This is a genomic window from Mesorhizobium monacense (assembly GCF_056781675.1).
In genome coordinates this window covers 2,913,174-2,927,728 of sequence record NZ_CM165567.1, presented here as the reverse complement: position 1 = coordinate 2,927,728, position 14,555 = coordinate 2,913,174, and the positions used below count along the sequence as shown (strand labels likewise).

Sequence of the window (14,555 nt, the reverse complement as noted above, 5' to 3'; positions counted from 1 at the left end):
AGTCTAACGATCGGCACAGCGCACTAGAAAGCACGTGTGGTAACCGTTGATTCAACCATTGCTAGTATATTAGCAGAGTGGCGGCTCCGACCGGCTTGGGGGCTGGGTTTAGCCGGAGCCGCCTGCGCAGCCAGGGGTAGTAGTTTGACCGCGCTGTCTCAGAATAGGACAGCGCGGTCTACGATTGGTTAATTCAGCCACAGCTAACGGAACGGAAACGACCGTGCGATTATTGAATCAAATTCGATGTTGCGTGGGGTTTCTATACGTAAGTCTGCCGGCGGGGGCCGGTTGTCGTTCATCGAGCCGCTGACGCCTTCGGGGCTTGTGTGGCGGCGCCGATCAATCGCGCCGGAATGTCCGTGATGGATCGGAGCAGGCGCAATGTGCTGATCGGTGCGTCTATCTTCGGGGCCCTGAGCCTTGCGGGGCTGCTTCCTACCATGTGCGCAATGCGGCAAATCAGGACAAAAACCCCCATGGCCGAAGCCAGCCGTCCCAAACGGCCGCCGGGACAGGCGAAGCCGTTGCTGGAGGAAGATATCGCGCCGGTGCTTGCGCGCCTTGATGCCTGGTATGCTGCCCATCTGCCGCCAGACAAATATGTGTTCAATCCGCCGGCCACGGACGCGCAACTGGATGCGTTCGAGCGCCTGATCGGCCTCAAGATGCCGCGCGCCTATCGCGACCTATACCGATGGCACGACGGCGAAAACGACGACCGTCGGGGCCATATCTATGGACTTCCGCTGCTGCCGCTGCACCAGGCAGGGGCGCAATGGAAAGCCTGGGTCGATGTGCTCGCCGATTTCGGCGGCAATCGCTATGAAATTCCCGGAGGGGCGTGGCCTGAACGCGCGGTTGACCCGGCCTATATCAATCCGCGCTGGATACCGCTGACCCATGATGGCTCAGGCAATCATATCGGTCTCGATTTCGATCCCTGGCCCAGCGGTCGCGTCGGCCAGGTCATCCTCTTTGGGCGCGACGAAGATGTGAAGGCGGTGCTTGCGGAATCCCTTGGCAAGTTCCTCGACTGGATCGCCGGCCTGCTGGAAAGCGGCAATTTCAGATTGGAAGCGGCGGAAGAGCCAGTGCTGCGCCGGTTCCGATTGAAAGCCCCCCCATCAAACGACTTCCACGAAGGCGCACGAAGCCTTCTGGGCGCACCTGGCCCCTTCCTATGACGGCCGCTTGGCAATCCTGTCACAATCTACGAACTTGGTATTAGCCTTGCCAGTGAGATCGAGACGAGGAATATAATCCTCCCGTTGCGGCGAACCCTTCAACGGAGATCGCCTGTCCAATGACCATGAAATACCCCTTCGTCGAGAACACGTTGGGCAAGAAACTGCAGATCGGCTCGGGACTATCGGTCGACTGCATGACGTGCAACCGACATGTGAAACTCGACGTCCAAGCGCTCGTCGACCGCCTCGGCGAGGACCATGGGTGCCTGCACCGGGATCTGATCACGGTGCTGTTCTGTCAGCCGTGCCGGGACGCGGGGCGCCCTGACCGCACCCTGGTGTTTACCAACTATTCGAGGACGCCAGAGCAGCGTCGCTAAACGGTCTCAGTTTGAAATATCGGGCAGTTGAATCATGACCGCATCGAACGGCTCATCAGAGATGACCTCTGTGAAGTGGCCGCCACCTTCCGTATCCTCCATCTTTAGAATGTCGCCAGTCGAGATGACACGGGATTCGCCAATATCTGGCGTAATCCTCATCCTGCCGCCGAGGCCGAACAGGATGTGTCGCCTGGGGGTTGGATGTTTTTCACCATTCCAGCCAACGGGTAGCCGGATCAATACGTACGCCGAAGCAGGTTCGGCATCCGAAGCCCATAGAGGGGCGGCTGGCGGTGCGAAGTCCCTTAGATTGTGGGAGATTTCATAAGTTTCAAAACAGCTCGCACCTGAAGCATTCGCAAAGAGCCGTAGCGCCGTTCTGGGAGCGTTCACAACGATCTCCACAAGGTTGATAGCGACTTAGAATTATATGCGGCGATTTCAAACCGAGACACTACAAAAAAGCCTGGGCGCTTTCCAACAAGATCGGCGTCAAGGCACAGATCGAGGAGATCACGCCGAAGGTGAAGAGGTGTTGAACTCTGTACGGAAATTACCAACGACGACAGCAGCGGAACGATTTCCTGCAGCCGCCGTTGATTGTGCTGGCCGGATCCCCTTGTGCCCCCCACATCCTTTCCGGCCCGTTTCCAAGGCCCGCTGCCCCCCCCGGCAGCGGGCTTTTCGCTTGAAAGAGCCGCCCGCCTTAGCGCAGCAGCAGGTAGGCGCCCGAGGCTGGACCTAGACTAAGGGTTAGTTGCAACCCGTCACGAGCATCCCAACGTTATACGGCGGACTGTAAACGAGTAGAGATCAATGAGAAGTCTAGCCCGCACCGCAAGCGTGATTGCGTCGATAGCAGTGGCTATCGTGCTGCTCTTCATGGCGCCTAAAGGATTCGAGCTATCGGGGCCAGATCCGATCGTGGCTCATACCCTAGCGAGGAACATTGAGGGGCAAGAGGCGCTACGCTAGGGCGCTGGTTTCTTGAGCCTCACCCCAGCGCCGCCGCCGTTCTCAGCGATGAACTCGACGCCGGCCGCAATGAGAGCCTGCTCGATCGCGGCCAAGGCATCTTCCGAACCACCATACCTGCCTGTCTCGAAATTCGAGATCGTATTGCGATGAACTCCCGCCGCTTTCGAAAGGTCGGCCAGGGACCAGTTCAATGCCGCTCTCGCCATCCTCACTTGTGCAGGCTTCACAACTCATATCCCTTGTGCTAATTTCACAAGTGTAAGTATCACAACCAACTGGAGAAATCCAATGCCGAACACCCATGTTACGGCAGCCGGCGAAGCTATGCCCGCTGCCAAGCCGATGGCCGCTGCGGCGCTGCGGCGCTGCGGATCGCGCGCGACGCCGCCTTTATCGCAACTGCAATGTCATTGATCGACGGCGGCGCGGAATATCGCGTCCAGATCGACCATGAGGCCGGGTTTGTTTTCGTGGTGAGGCAGTCATGACCTACGCCGCCATAGCCATGCTGCTGGCCGCAGCAGCCCTAAGAACGCGCCTTGGGCGCTGCAGCCTTGCCTGCATCCTTCTGAAGACCTCGAACGCCCTGCATACCGCCGGTGGCCGCGTGCTCGACAACCTGGAGGCCGATTTCGCAGTCGCCGCTACCGGTTGCGGCCTGAGCCGTCACTGACGATCGTCGGGCCGGCATTCCCGCTCTTCGCCCGCTAATTCTTCCGGTCTGGAATAATTGGCCCGCTACCTCACGGTGGCGGGCTCTTTTACTGGCACTATTCGCTGTCGATGCGGACAAAATGTGGTTGACGTAAGGTTAACTAGGCGCAATCATTTCGGATTGTGCAGGAGAGGGTGAGGGCGTTTCAATGAAACTCGTTGTCTTTGGCGTAGCAATGGTATTGGCCGCCACCGGAGCAGCTGTTGCGAAAGAGAAGAAAAAGGTGGCCGCCGCTCAGGCTGCAACCTCGTCGTGTTCTGCAGCTCATATGAAGGCTGGCAGCAAGCCGACCCCGAAACTGGATTGCAAATCGACGGGCACCGTTGTTGCGCGACCGTCAAATAGGGCCGCAAACTTCCTGGATCATTATAATCCGCATAATCCGCGCTTAGGGTATGACACCAGTCCGTGGTTTTCGAACTGGCTATAATTGACGGCGGCTTCGGCTTCCGGGCCTTTCTTTATCCAGCGACGGCCTAGGATGCACTGTGGACGAACCCCGCTACGATCGCGAAGGTGACGACGAGCGGGAGGCTGATCACGCCGATTATGATCAGCCCGGCTTTATCGAGGGCGCCCAAGGGCTGTAATCATTCCACACCCGAAACGATGTTGAGCCCGTTGCCTCTTTGTGGTGGCGGGCTTTTTCGTTGGCGAACAGGCGCAGAACAAATCGGCTTGCTCGTGTTGCAGTCGCTATGCAACATGCGAAGGTGCCTGTGCTGGGCCTCTAAGTGCTTGGCCTTATTGGCTTAATTGCTTGGCTGGGGAACCTGGATTCGAACCAGGACTAACGGAGTCAGAGTCCGTGGGTCTACCGTTAACCTATTCCCCAGCAGGCGCGGAGACCACGCGAAGCTGACGGCAAATTCGCCGTTGCGGCTGCCTTGTAGCCGCCGCCGGAAAATAGTCAAGCCTGCGCCGCGTTTCAATCACCAGGTTTGATCAGACTGTTCCAACGCCGCGTTCACCGGCGCGTCGTCAGGCCGAGAGCGTCATCCGAGCTTTACCCAGCGCCTCAATTCGCCCAGCCCCTCAATTCTCGCTCCGGCTGTATTGCGAATGCTCGAAGAACAGCACGACACAGAGCGCGATCAGCAGCGGGATGATCAGGTAGAAAAGGCGGAACACCAGGAGCGCCGCCAGCACGCCGACCGGGTCCATGTGCGACAGGCCGGCGAGGAACACCACCTCGAACACGCCGAGCCCGCCCGGCGCGTGCGAGATCTGCGCCACCGAGAACGACACCAGGAAGACGCCGAGGATGACGAAATAGCCCGGGTTGCCGGCGGGCAGCGCAAAGAAGATGATCGCTGCCGCCGCCAGGAGCTCGACCGGACCGATCAGCAATTGCCGCGCCACGATCGGCAGGACCGGATAATGCAGCTGGAAGCTGCCGATCTTGAGTGGCTTCAGATGCAGCCAGCTGCCGAAGACATAGGCGCCGACGAGGATCAGCATGGCAAGGCCGGCGGCGATCGCCAGCCCGTGATGCGGGGCGCCGGAAAAACGGTCGATGATGTCGGGTTCGAACACCAGCACGAGGCCGCCCACGAGCAGGCTGGACAGCACGAACGTGATCCAGCAGATGGCGACGAGCACGCCGACGTCCTGGCCGGTGAGCCCCCTGGTGCCGTAGGCGCGGTAGCGGATCACGGCACCCGAGATCACCGAACCGCCGATATTGTGCGACAGCGCATAGGTGGTGAAGGAGCAGAAGGTGACGAACAGCCACGACACTCGTCTGCCAATATGCAGCAGCGCGATGTGGTCGTAGCCGGCGAGTGAGGCGTAGGCGATGACGGAGCTCAAGCCTGCCAGCAGCCAGGCGCGTGCGGGGATCGCGACAATGCCGTCCCAGACGTCGACGATCGAGATGCCGCGCAACTCGTGCCACAAAAGCAGGAGCGAGAAGATGACCGCCGCAATGCCGATGACCGGCCAGAGATAGCGTCTCCAGTTCATGCGTTGCAGCTCATCGTCAGGCTTTGGCCCCGCGTCTCTTTCCCAGTCCGCCCTCGATTTCAGACATGCCTGATTGAAGCCGGCTATTCAACAGCGAAGCGCTGCCGTCACATTGCGCCGTGAAAATTCACCCGCGCGCGCTCTTGGTGATCCGGCCCGGCGCTGTTAGTCTGGCGGCAACTTGAAACATTTAAGCGCCTGCTGCGTCCGGTCTCCGGTTCGCGCGGCGCCGGAAGGAACTGAAGTGGAAGACCACGACACCGGCGCCGGTGCGCCGGCAGTGGGCGTGTCCAGGGCTTCGCCGACGCCGCCAGGTCAGGCAAGCCCATCCGCCGGGCGGCATCACGATCGCCATGCGGGGCCAGGCAGCAGGCATGCTGACGAGGCGGGCGAGGCCCAGCACCAGAAAGGCAAATCAAGAAAACGGCGCAAGCGCCGGCGCGGCCGCAAGGTTTTCGCCCGCGACGACAATCCTGCCGCGAAGGCACCGGCGCCAGCCGCCAGTGTCGCGCCGGTCACCCGTCAGCCCGAAGCCGCGCCTTCGCCGATAGCGGCCCGGCCGCAGCACGGTCGGCCGCCGATGCAGGAACTGCCGGTGTTCGCCGCGCTCGATCTCGGCACCAACAATTGCCGCCTGCTGGTCGCGGTGCCGACGCGCCACGGCCAGTTCCGGGTCATCGATGCCTTTTCGCGCATCGTCAGGCTGGGCGAGGGGCTTACCGCCAACGGCCGCCTCGGTCAGGCCGCCATGGACCGCGCCGTCGAGGCGCTGAAGGTCTGCGGCGACAAGCTGCGCAACCGCAAGATCCGGAAGGCGAGGCTGATCGCCACCGAAGCTTGCCGCTCGGCCGACAATGGCGTCGAATTCCTCGAGCGCGTCGAGCGCGAGGCGGGGCTGAAGCTCGAGATCATCGACCGCCAGACCGAGGCGCGGCTGGCGGTGTCGGGCTGCGGCTCGCTGGTCGAGCGCGATACGCAAGGCGTCGTCCTGTTCGACATCGGCGGCGGCTCGTCCGAGATCGCGCTGATCGACCTCACCGGCCGCCGTTCGCCACGGCTTGCCAACCACATCGTCTCATGGACCTCGCTGCCGGTCGGCGTCGTCTCACTGGCCGAACGCTTTGGCGGCCGCACGGTGACGCGCGAGATCTTCGCCGCCATGGTCGAGGATGTCGCGGTCCGGCTGAAGGGCTTCGACGGGCGCGACCGGTTGGCACATGTGCTCGCCAGTCCGAATTTTCATCTGCTCGGCACCTCCGGCACGGTGACGACCTTGGCCGGTGTTCATCTCGATCTCGAGCGCTACGACCGCCGCCGGGTCGACGGGCTGTGGATGGATCGTGACAGTGTCGACCGCATGGTCGAAAAACTGGTCGGCTGGGATTTCCAGCAGCGCGTCGCCAATCCCTGCATCGGCGCTGACCGCGCCGACCTTGTGCTCGCCGGCTGCGCCATACTGGAAGCGATCCGCGCTGTGTGGCCGTCGGAGCGTCTGCGCGTCGCCGACCGCGGCCTGCGCGAGGGCATATTGAGCGAGCTGATGGCCGACGACGGCGTCTGGCGCGGTGATGGGCGGGTCAGAGCATGACCAAAAAGCCTGAGAAGCCGGGTTCGGCCGGCATCCGCGTCTTGAAGACGCGGATCAAGAAGAAAAGCGGCCTGAAGGAATCGTCGCGCCGCTGGCTGCAGCGCCACATCAACGACCCCTATGTGCAGCGCTCCAAGGCCGACGGCTACCGCTCGCGCGCGGCCTATAAGCTGATCGAGATCGACGACAAGCATCATCTGTTGAAGCCCGGCATGAAGGTCATCGATCTTGGTGCCGCCCCTGGCGGCTGGTGCCAGGTCGCCGCGGCGCGCACCAAATCGACGGCCGACAAACCGCATGTCATCGGCATCGACTATCTGGAAATGGATGCGGTGCCTGGCGCGCCGGTGCTTTTGATGGATTTCCTCGATCCCGAGGCGCCGCAAAAGCTCGCCGAGGCGCTCGGCGGCGATCCTGATGTCGTGCTCTCCGACATGGCCGCGCCCACCACCGGCCACAAGCGGACCGACCACATCCGCACCATGCATTTGTGCGAGGTCGCGGCGGATTTCGCGCTTTCTGTCCTGAAACCCGGCGGCCATTTCCTGGCCAAGACTTTTCAGGGCGGCGCCGAAAACGAACTGCTCGCCATGCTCAAACGGAATTTCCGCTCGGTGCACCACGTCAAGCCGCCGGCGTCGAGGGATGAGTCGGTGGAGCTTTATTTATTGGCGAAAGACTTCAAAGGGCGAGAGGCCGGTCCGCCGTCAGGCGGATCGAAACGTCCAATGGACGTTTCGAAGGACTCGAGCGCCCGGAGCCATAGCGAAGGGCCGAAGCCGTCCGAAGGATGAGGCCGCCGTTGCGTGGCGTCAGCTTCCGGGCGTGCTGACCGGCTCTAGTTCCTTGGGCGTTGTCAGCCGACCATGGCCGGACACCGCGTTGCCGGCATCGGGCGCCAGTCGCATGAACGACAGCGATGCGGCCGCGGAAATCGCCGCCACGATGACGAAGGCGGTGTGGAAATCGGCGAGGGTCAGCGGTCCGCCGTGGATCGATGTCGACACTTCCAGAATGCCGCCCGCGACAGCCACGCCGAGCGCGATCGACAGTTGCTGGAACACGGCGGCGATCGGTGTTGCCTTGCTGGTGTCGGCGGCCGCGACCTCGGCATAGGCCAGCGCGTTGACGCCGGTGAAGAACATCGAGCGGATGAAGCCGCCGACCAAAAGCATGGCGAGCATCAGCACATAGGGTGTATCGGGCGTGAACAGCCCGTAGACGGCGATCGATGCCGCCGCCACCAGCGAGCCGATGATCAGCACGCGGCGGAAGCCTGCCACCCGGAAAATCAGCGCGGTGACGAATTTCATGCCGATGGCGCCGATCGCCGAGACGAAGGTTATCATGCCCGACTGGAACGGCGTCAGCCCGAAACCGATCTGGAACATCAGCGGCAGCAGGAACGGAACCGCGCCGATGCCCATGCGGAACAGGCCGCCGCCGAGCACGGAGGAGCGGAACACCTGGTTGCGGAACAGCTCGAGCGCCAGAAGTGGGTTTTGGGCGCGGCGCGCATGCAAGAGATAGAGGGCGCCCGAAATCAGCCCGACGGCCACGGTGATGAAGCCGGCGATCGGCGGCAGGGCGGGCAGACTGACCACCGACAGGCCGAAGACCACGCCGGACGCAGCCAGCCCGCTCAGCACGAAGCCGATGAGATCGAGCGGCGGTGTTTCGGTCTCGTCGGTTTCCGGCAGGAAGCGGGTGGCGAGCCAGATGCCGATGAGCCCGATGGGCACGTTGATCAGGAAGATCCAGTGCCAGGTGAAATAGGTGGTGATGAAGCCGCCGATCGGTGGACCGACGAGCGGTCCGACCAGCGCCGGAACGGTCAGCCAGGACATGGCGGCGACAAGCTCGCTCTTTGGCGTCGCGCGCACCAGCACCAGGCGCCCGACCGGCGTCATCATGGCGCCGCCTATGCCTTGCAGGAAGCGCGACACGACGAAGGCCGGCAGCGAATTGGAAACGGCGCAAGCGACCGAACCGACGATGAACACCGCGATCGCCGCGCGAAAGACATTCTTGGCGCCGAAGCGGTCCGCCATCCAGCCGCTGATCGGAATGAAGATCGCCAGCGACACCAGATAGGCGGTCAGCGCCAGCTTGAGCGCGATCGGGCTGGTGTGGATGTCGATGGCGATCGCCGGCAATGACGTCGCGATGACGGTCGAATCCATGTTTTCCATGAAAAGAGCGACCGCCAGGATGAGCGGAATGGTGCGGTTCACAAAACGCGTCCGGACTTGATTTTCTGTGTCGTCGACCGGGGGCAAGCCGACACGAGGGGCGGTTACCATGCCTCGGTCCGGATGTCGCATTAATTTGCTGTCACTTTTGTGCGACCTCAACGCTTGGTGGCGGCTGTCAGGACAAACCCCATAGTTTGCGATGGCTTGCAATGATCGGCTTTTCATCGGCGCCGCGACGTGTTACCAGCCAGCGCCAATCCTGAAAGGGAAGAAACGAGTCGGCGCTGTCCATTGCGGTCCAGCGCTTTTTTGTATTCCGAGGACTGGCCATGGCAAAGATCATCGAAACGTCCACCGGCGCGCTGGCGCTGACCTTTGACGACGTGCTGTTGCAGCCCGGTCATTCCGAGGTCATGCCCGGCGAGACGGACATCCGCACCCGCATCGCCGGCGACATCGACCTCAACGTGCCGATCCTGTCGGCTGCCATGGACACTGTCACCGAGGCCAGGCTCGCGATTGCCATGGCCCAGGCCGGTGGCATCGGCGTCATCCACCGTAATTTCTCGCCGGCCGAGCAGGCCGAGCAGGTGCGGCAGGTGAAGAAGTTCGAATCCGGCATGGTGGTGAACCCGGTCACCATCGGTCCCGACGCGACGCTCGCCGACGCGCTAGGGCTGATGCGCACCTACTCGATCTCGGGCATTCCGGTGGTCGAGAACGGCGGCACGGGTGGACACACAGTCGGCCGGCTGGTCGGCATCCTGACCAACCGCGACGTGCGCTTCGCCTCCGATCCGGCGCAAAAGGTCTACGAATTGATGACCCGTGAGAACCTGATCACGGTCAAGGAGAATGTCGACCAGGACGAGGCCAAACGGCTGCTGCATCAGCACCGCATCGAAAAGCTGGTTGTCGTCGACAGGAAGGGCAATTGCGTCGGCCTGATCACCGTCAAGGACATCGAGAAGTCGCAGCTCAACCCGCACGCCACCAAGGATGCGCAGGGACGCCTGCGCGCCGCCGCCGCCACCAGCGTCGGTGATGACGGCTTCGAGCGCGCCGAGCGGCTGATCGATGCCGGCGTCGACCTCCTGGTCATCGACACCGCGCACGGCCACTCGCAGCGGGTGCTCGATGCCGTGACGCGGGCCAAGAAACTGTCCAATTCGGTGCGCATCCTGGCCGGCAACGTCGCCACCGCCGAGGGCACGCAGGCGCTGATCGATGCCGGCGCCGACGCCGTCAAGGTCGGCATCGGCCCGGGCTCGATCTGCACCACCCGCATCGTCGCCGGCGTCGGCGTGCCGCAGCTTTCGGCCATCATGTCGGCGGTCGAGACAGCGCACAGATCGGGCGTCTCGGTGATTGCCGATGGCGGCATCAAATATTCGGGCGATCTCGCCAAGGCGCTCGCCGCCGGTGCAAGTGCGGCCATGATCGGCTCACTGCTCGCTGGCACCGACGAGAGCCCGGGCGAGGTCTATCTGCACCAGGGACGCTCCTTCAAGGCCTACCGCGGCATGGGGTCGGTCGGTGCCATGGCCCGCGGCTCCGCCGATCGCTACTTCCAGGCCGAGGTCCGCGACACGCTGAAACTGGTTCCGGAAGGCATCGAAGGGCAGGTTCCCTACAAAGGACCTGTGTCTGGCGTACTGCACCAGCTTGCGGGCGGCCTGAAAGCCGCTATGGGTTATGTCGGTGGCCGCGACCTTGCCGATTTCCGCGGCCGCGCCACTTTTGTGCGCATATCCAACGCCGGACTTCGTGAAAGCCACGCCCATGACGTCACGATCACCCGCGAAAGCCCGAATTATCCGGGCGGACTTTGATCAGGCCGATCGGGCCGATCAGCCCGATCAACGGGATCGTTACGCATTTTGGCGTAATCTGACGGCGATTGTGCTCCGGCTGTCGCGCCACGCCGCTGCACTCAGTTTCGCGACCGCGGCGGTCTTCGTCGCCATGAATGCGATGGAGTTCCTCTATTTCCGCAGTTTGAGCGGCGGCCTGCCGTCGCTCGACATGCGTCTTGCCGGCTTTACCCCGGACGAAGGCATGGCATGGCTGACGGCGCTTGGCCGGCGTGGCGGCGAGATCATCCTGGTCTGGCACTACCTGACCTTCGATCTGCTGTTCCCGGCGCTGTTGTCGCTGACCCTGGTGAGCCTGATTCTGGCAACCGGCCGGCAACTGAGGAATTTCCGGGCGATGATCGCGCCGGTCCAGGCGCTGTTCGCGGTCGTACTCGTGCTGCCCTACATGCTCGCCGATTACGCGCAGAATTTCGCGGTAGCGCGGCTCTTGTCCGATTTCCAGTCGGCCAACCCCGATTCGCTCGCCTTCGCCTCGGCGCTGACCGTCACCAAATTCGCGCTGCTGGCGATACCCTTGGCCGTCATTGCGGTCTTTTACCTGGCAGGTCAGCGGCGGCCCGCTGAGGGCGGGGAGCAATCGTGAACCAGACCGCGATCTTCTGGCCTGTTCTGGCGCATGTGCTGCTTGTCTATATCGTCTATCTGGTGATGGCCCGGCGCCGGTATTTTGCCATCAAGTCCGGCGAGGCCAAGGTCGGTCAGTACAAGGTCCGTTCGACCGAGCCGGTCTCCAGCGTCACCGTCGCCAACAATCTGATCAACCAGTTCGAATTGCCGGTGCTGTTCCACGCCCTCTGCCTGGCGCTTTTCGTTACCAACGGCGTCAACTACCTGACGCTGGCACTGATGTGGATCTTCATCCTGTCGCGCTATGTCCATGCTTGGGTGCATCTGACCAGCAACCGGGTGCGTCTGCGCAGCCGCGCCTTCTTCTTCGGCGCGGTTGTCCTGCTACTGGCCTGGATCTGGTTCGCGTTCCATTTGCTTGGGGCGGTTTGAGCCGCACCAGCGCAATCGCTACAGATCGAACAGCGCGATCTTGCGCTTGTCGAACTTGATGCCGATCTCGCCGCGCACCAGCTTGAGCGCCGCTTCGCCGAACACGGCCCGCCGCCAGCCCTGCAGGGCCGGCACGTCGGCTGCCTCGCCCTCGGCGGCGATGCGGTCGATGTCGTCGCTGGACGCCAGTACCTTCGACGCCACGCCTTCCTTTTCGGCAACGATGCGCAAAAGCACTTTCAACAGTTCCGACGCGGCATTTGAGCCTTCCGGCGGCTGAAAACTCTTCGGCAGCTTCGGCATCGCTTCCTTCGGCAAGGCCAGGGCGGTGTTGACCGCGCCGAGCAGGGCGGTCGCCGTCGCCGAGCGTTCCCAGCCTTTCGGCGTGGTGCGCAGGCGGCCAAGTCCCGCCGTATCGCGCGGCGCCTGCTGCGCGACCTCATAGATCGCGTCGTCCTTCAGCACCCGTCCGCGCGGCACGTCGCGCTCGCGCGCCTCGCGCTCGCGCCATGCGGCCACTGCCTGCACGATCGCCAGCTCCTGCGGCTTGCGCAGGCGCATCTTCAGCCGCTTCCAGGCGTCCTCCGGATGCGGATCGTAGGTCTCGCGCGAGGTCAGCACCTCCATTTCCTCGTTCAGCCAATGGGCGCGGTTTTCCCGTACCAGTTCGGCGCTGAGGTGCTGATAGACCTCGATCAGGTGGGTGACGTCGGCCAGCGCATAGTCGAGCTGCTTGTCGGACAAGGGACGATGCCGCCAGTCGGTGAAGCGCGAGGATTTGTCGAGCCTGGCCCCGGTGATGCGCTGCACCAGCTGGTCGTAGGAGACGCTGTCGCCGAAGCCGCAGACCATCGCCGCCACCTGGGTGTCGAACACCGGATGCGGCACGAGATCGCCGAGATGGACGATGATTTCGATGTCCTGGCGCGCCGCGTGGAAGACCTTGACCACCGCTTCGTTGGCCATCAGCCGGAAGAAGGGTTTCAGGTCAATATCGGGCGACAGCGGGTCGATCAGCGCCGTCACGCCAGGTGCCGCCATCTGGATCAGGCAGAGAATCGGCCAGAAGGTCGTTTCGCGGATGAATTCGGTGTCGACGGTGACGAAATCCGACTTTTCGAACGCGGCGACAACGGTCTCGAGTTCACTTTGGGTGGTGATGACGTGCATCAAATCGCTTTTGGCAACATATTAGGTCTCTTTCAATTTCAGCCGCGCGGGCTTTCGTCAAGCCGCTGCACGGTCATGTGTCCGTCGATCCATCGGAATCACCGTTCCGCCGCGCCAGCCGCGCAAATACCGTCGATGTACGCAACAGCGCGATAAACCGGCTGCGGTGGCCCGCCGGCACGCCGGAGCGCACCTGCATCCGGTAGAGGATCACGATGATGAGAATGGCGTACACGACAGCGCTGAAAACAAACAGGGCGCCCGGTCCGAAATACTGCATCGCCGTCGAGGCCGCGAACGGACCGCCGATGGCGCCGAAGGAATAGAACAGCATCAGCGCCGCGTTGATCAGCACGAACTCGCCCTTGCCGGCGCGGTCGTTGGAATGCGCCGCCGAGAGCGAATAGAGCGGCATGGCGAAGCTGCCGAAGATGAAGACGATGACGAAGTTGAGGAACGGGTCGTTGCCGGGGATGAACACCAGCGCCAGCGCCGCGAGCATGGCGCAGCACGTCGTCGCCAGGAGCACCGTGCGCCGGTCCCGGCGGTCGGAGAGGTAGCCCAGCGGATACTGGATGAGGGCGCCGCCGAAAATGCCGACACTGACGAAGGTGACGACGTCGGCCACAGACATACCGAGCTGTTCGGCATAGACCGGCGACAGCGTGCGGAAGGCGCTGTTGGTGACGCCGACGCAGATGCAACCAAAGCAACCGAGCGGCGAGATCCGCCAGACGCGCGCAAGGTCAAGCTTGACGTCCTCCGGCGGCGTCGGGTTGGAGCGGTCGCCGAGCGACACCGGCACCAGCGACAGTGTGATCATCATCGACATGATGGCGAAGATGGTGAAGCCGCCGGCGCCGAAGACCGGGATCAGGAACTGCGCTGATGTCACCGAGCCGATATCGACCATGCGGTAGATGGCAAGCACGCGTGCGCGGTCCTTGTTGGTGACGCCCGAATTCAACCAGGCTTCCATGACGGTGAACAGCCCGGCGAAGCAGAAGCCACCGGCAAAGCGCACCGCGCACCACATCACCGGGTCGATGACCAAAACCAGCAGCAGCGTGCCGGCCGATGCGGTCGCCGCCAGCGCGGCGAAGGTCCTGACATGGCCGACCGCCTTGAGGATGCGGGTGACGGCCAGGCAGCCGAGCAGGAAGCCGGCGAAATAGAACGTGCCCAGCAGGCCGATGATTGTGGCGGAAAACCCTTCCTGGGCACCGCGCAGCGCGATCAGCGTGCCCTGCAGCCCATTGCCGCCAAGCAGGATGCCGGCGGCGATGAGGAGTGGGATCAGCGGACGGATGGAGGACATGAAGGAAAGGCAATCACTTTTCGTTGACCCTTCTTGAACCATCGCCACCGCCAATGCCAGCGGCAATTCCCGGCGGCGTTGAGCCAACAAGGGAGCCCGGCTGGTTCCAACAGAAAGCAGCTTGGCCGTATTCCGAAGTGCTTGCTACACTCCATGGGGCTCATGACAAAGAGTGGG

General features: G+C 62.8%; 16 protein-coding genes and 1 tRNA gene. 9 read left to right on the top strand and 8 right to left on the bottom strand.

Annotation, left to right across the window (positions count from 1 at the left end; genetic code table 11):
* The first annotated feature begins 479 nt into the window (after positions 1 to 479).
* Both AC1RUK_RS14140 and AC1RUK_RS14135 read left to right on the top strand, forming a co-directional pair.
* Positions 480 to 1,187, top strand: coding sequence for an SMI1/KNR4 family protein (locus AC1RUK_RS14140; protein WP_481835129.1), 708 nt, complete (start codon positions 480 to 482; stop codon positions 1,185 to 1,187).
* Positions 1,188 to 1,306: 119 nt separating this feature from the next.
* Positions 1,307 to 1,570 carry a hypothetical protein gene (locus AC1RUK_RS14135; protein WP_481835130.1) on the top strand — a complete coding sequence of 88 codons (264 nt, stop codon included), beginning with the start codon at positions 1,307 to 1,309 and terminating at the stop codon, positions 1,568 to 1,570.
* 6 nt (positions 1,571 to 1,576) lie between these two features.
* Here the strand turns inward: AC1RUK_RS14135 and AC1RUK_RS14130 are convergent, their stop codons facing one another.
* Positions 1,577 to 1,966, bottom strand: a complete 390-nt coding sequence (locus AC1RUK_RS14130) for a cupin domain-containing protein (RefSeq protein WP_481835131.1) — start codon at positions 1,964 to 1,966, stop codon at positions 1,577 to 1,579.
* A gap of 578 nt (positions 1,967 to 2,544) precedes the next feature.
* On the bottom strand, positions 2,545 to 2,742 hold the full coding sequence (locus tag AC1RUK_RS14125) for a helix-turn-helix domain-containing protein (RefSeq protein WP_481835132.1): 198 nt from the start codon (positions 2,740 to 2,742) through the stop codon (positions 2,545 to 2,547).
* Positions 2,743 to 3,035: 293 nt separating this feature from the next.
* On the opposite strand from AC1RUK_RS14125, the gene AC1RUK_RS14120 reads away from it, so the two are divergent.
* Positions 3,036 to 3,224: a hypothetical protein gene (locus tag AC1RUK_RS14120; RefSeq protein ID WP_481835133.1), complete on the top strand. Its 189-nt coding sequence runs from the start codon at positions 3,036 to 3,038 to the stop codon at positions 3,222 to 3,224.
* A 190-nt stretch (positions 3,225 to 3,414) separates the two neighbouring features.
* Positions 3,415 to 3,696, top strand: a complete 282-nt coding sequence (locus AC1RUK_RS14115; protein WP_481835134.1) for a hypothetical protein — start codon at positions 3,415 to 3,417, stop codon at positions 3,694 to 3,696.
* A 331-nt stretch (positions 3,697 to 4,027) separates the two neighbouring features.
* Here the strand turns inward: AC1RUK_RS14115 and AC1RUK_RS14110 are convergent.
* Positions 4,028 to 4,101: transfer RNA gene (locus AC1RUK_RS14110), tRNA-Gln, on the bottom strand.
* A 200-nt stretch (positions 4,102 to 4,301) separates the two neighbouring features.
* Positions 4,302 to 5,231 carry a putative bifunctional lysylphosphatidylglycerol flippase/synthetase gene (locus AC1RUK_RS14105; RefSeq protein WP_481835135.1) on the bottom strand — a complete coding sequence of 310 codons (930 nt, stop codon included), beginning with the start codon at positions 5,229 to 5,231 and terminating at the stop codon, positions 4,302 to 4,304.
* A gap of 244 nt (positions 5,232 to 5,475) precedes the next feature.
* Here AC1RUK_RS14105 and AC1RUK_RS14100 point away from each other — a divergent pair, with 244 nt between their 5' ends.
* Entirely contained in the window at positions 5,476 to 6,819 is a 1,344-nt protein-coding gene (locus AC1RUK_RS14100; protein WP_481835136.1) for a Ppx/GppA phosphatase family protein, read from the top strand.
* The gene (locus AC1RUK_RS14095; RefSeq protein ID WP_481835137.1) at positions 6,816 to 7,613 is read left to right on the top strand and encodes an RlmE family RNA methyltransferase; all 798 of its coding nucleotides are present in this window, start codon (positions 6,816 to 6,818) and stop codon (positions 7,611 to 7,613) included. Before AC1RUK_RS14100 ends, AC1RUK_RS14095 begins: the two co-directional genes overlap by 4 nt.
* An 18-nt stretch (positions 7,614 to 7,631) precedes the next feature.
* Here AC1RUK_RS14095 and AC1RUK_RS14090 read toward each other — a convergent pair whose 3' ends face one another.
* Complete coding sequence (locus tag AC1RUK_RS14090; RefSeq protein WP_481835138.1) at positions 7,632 to 9,053, bottom strand: MFS transporter; 1,422 nt, start codon at positions 9,051 to 9,053, stop codon at positions 7,632 to 7,634.
* Positions 9,054 to 9,189: 136 nt separating this feature from the next.
* Entirely contained in the window at positions 9,190 to 9,357 is a 168-nt protein-coding gene (locus AC1RUK_RS14085) for a hypothetical protein (protein ID WP_481835139.1), read from the bottom strand.
* Here AC1RUK_RS14085 and guaB point away from each other — a divergent pair.
* The 3 genes from guaB to AC1RUK_RS14070 are packed head-to-tail and all read left to right on the top strand — an operon-like array spanning position 9,344 to position 11,890.
* A complete protein-coding gene (gene guaB / locus AC1RUK_RS14080) occupies positions 9,344 to 10,846 on the top strand; it encodes an IMP dehydrogenase (protein ID WP_481835140.1) in 1,503 nt (500 codons plus the stop codon). The genes AC1RUK_RS14085 and guaB overlap by 14 nt on opposite strands.
* Positions 10,797 to 11,474, top strand: a complete 678-nt coding sequence (locus tag AC1RUK_RS14075; RefSeq protein ID WP_481840307.1) for a hypothetical protein — start codon at positions 10,797 to 10,799, stop codon at positions 11,472 to 11,474. The genes guaB and AC1RUK_RS14075 overlap by 50 nt, the downstream gene beginning before the upstream one ends.
* Complete coding sequence (locus AC1RUK_RS14070; protein ID WP_481835141.1) at positions 11,471 to 11,890, top strand: MAPEG family protein; 420 nt, start codon at positions 11,471 to 11,473, stop codon at positions 11,888 to 11,890. Before AC1RUK_RS14075 ends, AC1RUK_RS14070 begins: the two co-directional genes overlap by 4 nt.
* A gap of 18 nt (positions 11,891 to 11,908) precedes the next feature.
* Here the strand turns inward: AC1RUK_RS14070 and rnd are convergent, their stop codons facing one another.
* Both rnd and AC1RUK_RS14060 read right to left on the bottom strand, forming a co-directional pair.
* The gene (gene rnd, locus AC1RUK_RS14065) at positions 11,909 to 13,060 is read right to left on the bottom strand and encodes a ribonuclease D (RefSeq protein ID WP_481835142.1); all 1,152 of its coding nucleotides are present in this window, start codon (positions 13,058 to 13,060) and stop codon (positions 11,909 to 11,911) included.
* Positions 13,061 to 13,133: 73 nt separating this feature from the next.
* Positions 13,134 to 14,378, bottom strand: a complete 1,245-nt coding sequence (locus AC1RUK_RS14060) for an MFS transporter (RefSeq protein ID WP_481835143.1) — start codon at positions 14,376 to 14,378, stop codon at positions 13,134 to 13,136.
* Positions 14,379 to 14,555: the final 177 nt, after the last annotated feature.

Excerpts from the sequence above, each read along its gene's own strand:
- AC1RUK_RS14140 (WP_481835129.1), top strand. The coding sequence starts at position 480 with ATGGCCGAAGCCAGCCGTCCCAAACGGCCGCCGGGACAGGCGAAGCCG.
- AC1RUK_RS14135 (WP_481835130.1), top strand. The coding sequence starts at position 1,307 with ATGACCATGAAATACCCCTTCGTCGAGAACACGTTGGGCAAGAAACTG.
- AC1RUK_RS14120 (WP_481835133.1), top strand. The coding sequence starts at position 3,036 with ATGACCTACGCCGCCATAGCCATGCTGCTGGCCGCAGCAGCCCTAAGA.
- AC1RUK_RS14115 (WP_481835134.1), top strand. The coding sequence starts at position 3,415 with ATGAAACTCGTTGTCTTTGGCGTAGCAATGGTATTGGCCGCCACCGGA.
- AC1RUK_RS14105 (WP_481835135.1), bottom strand. The coding sequence starts at position 5,231 with ATGAACTGGAGACGCTATCTCTGGCCGGTCATCGGCATTGCGGCGGTC.
- AC1RUK_RS14095 (WP_481835137.1), top strand. The coding sequence starts at position 6,816 with ATGACCAAAAAGCCTGAGAAGCCGGGTTCGGCCGGCATCCGCGTCTTG.
- guaB (WP_481835140.1), top strand. The coding sequence starts at position 9,344 with ATGGCAAAGATCATCGAAACGTCCACCGGCGCGCTGGCGCTGACCTTT.
- AC1RUK_RS14085 (WP_481835139.1), bottom strand. The coding sequence starts at position 9,357 with ATGATCTTTGCCATGGCCAGTCCTCGGAATACAAAAAAGCGCTGGACC.
- AC1RUK_RS14075 (WP_481840307.1), top strand. The coding sequence starts at position 10,797 with ATGACGTCACGATCACCCGCGAAAGCCCGAATTATCCGGGCGGACTTT.
- rnd (WP_481835142.1), bottom strand. The coding sequence starts at position 13,060 with ATGCACGTCATCACCACCCAAAGTGAACTCGAGACCGTTGTCGCCGCG.
- AC1RUK_RS14060 (WP_481835143.1), bottom strand. The coding sequence starts at position 14,378 with ATGTCCTCCATCCGTCCGCTGATCCCACTCCTCATCGCCGCCGGCATC.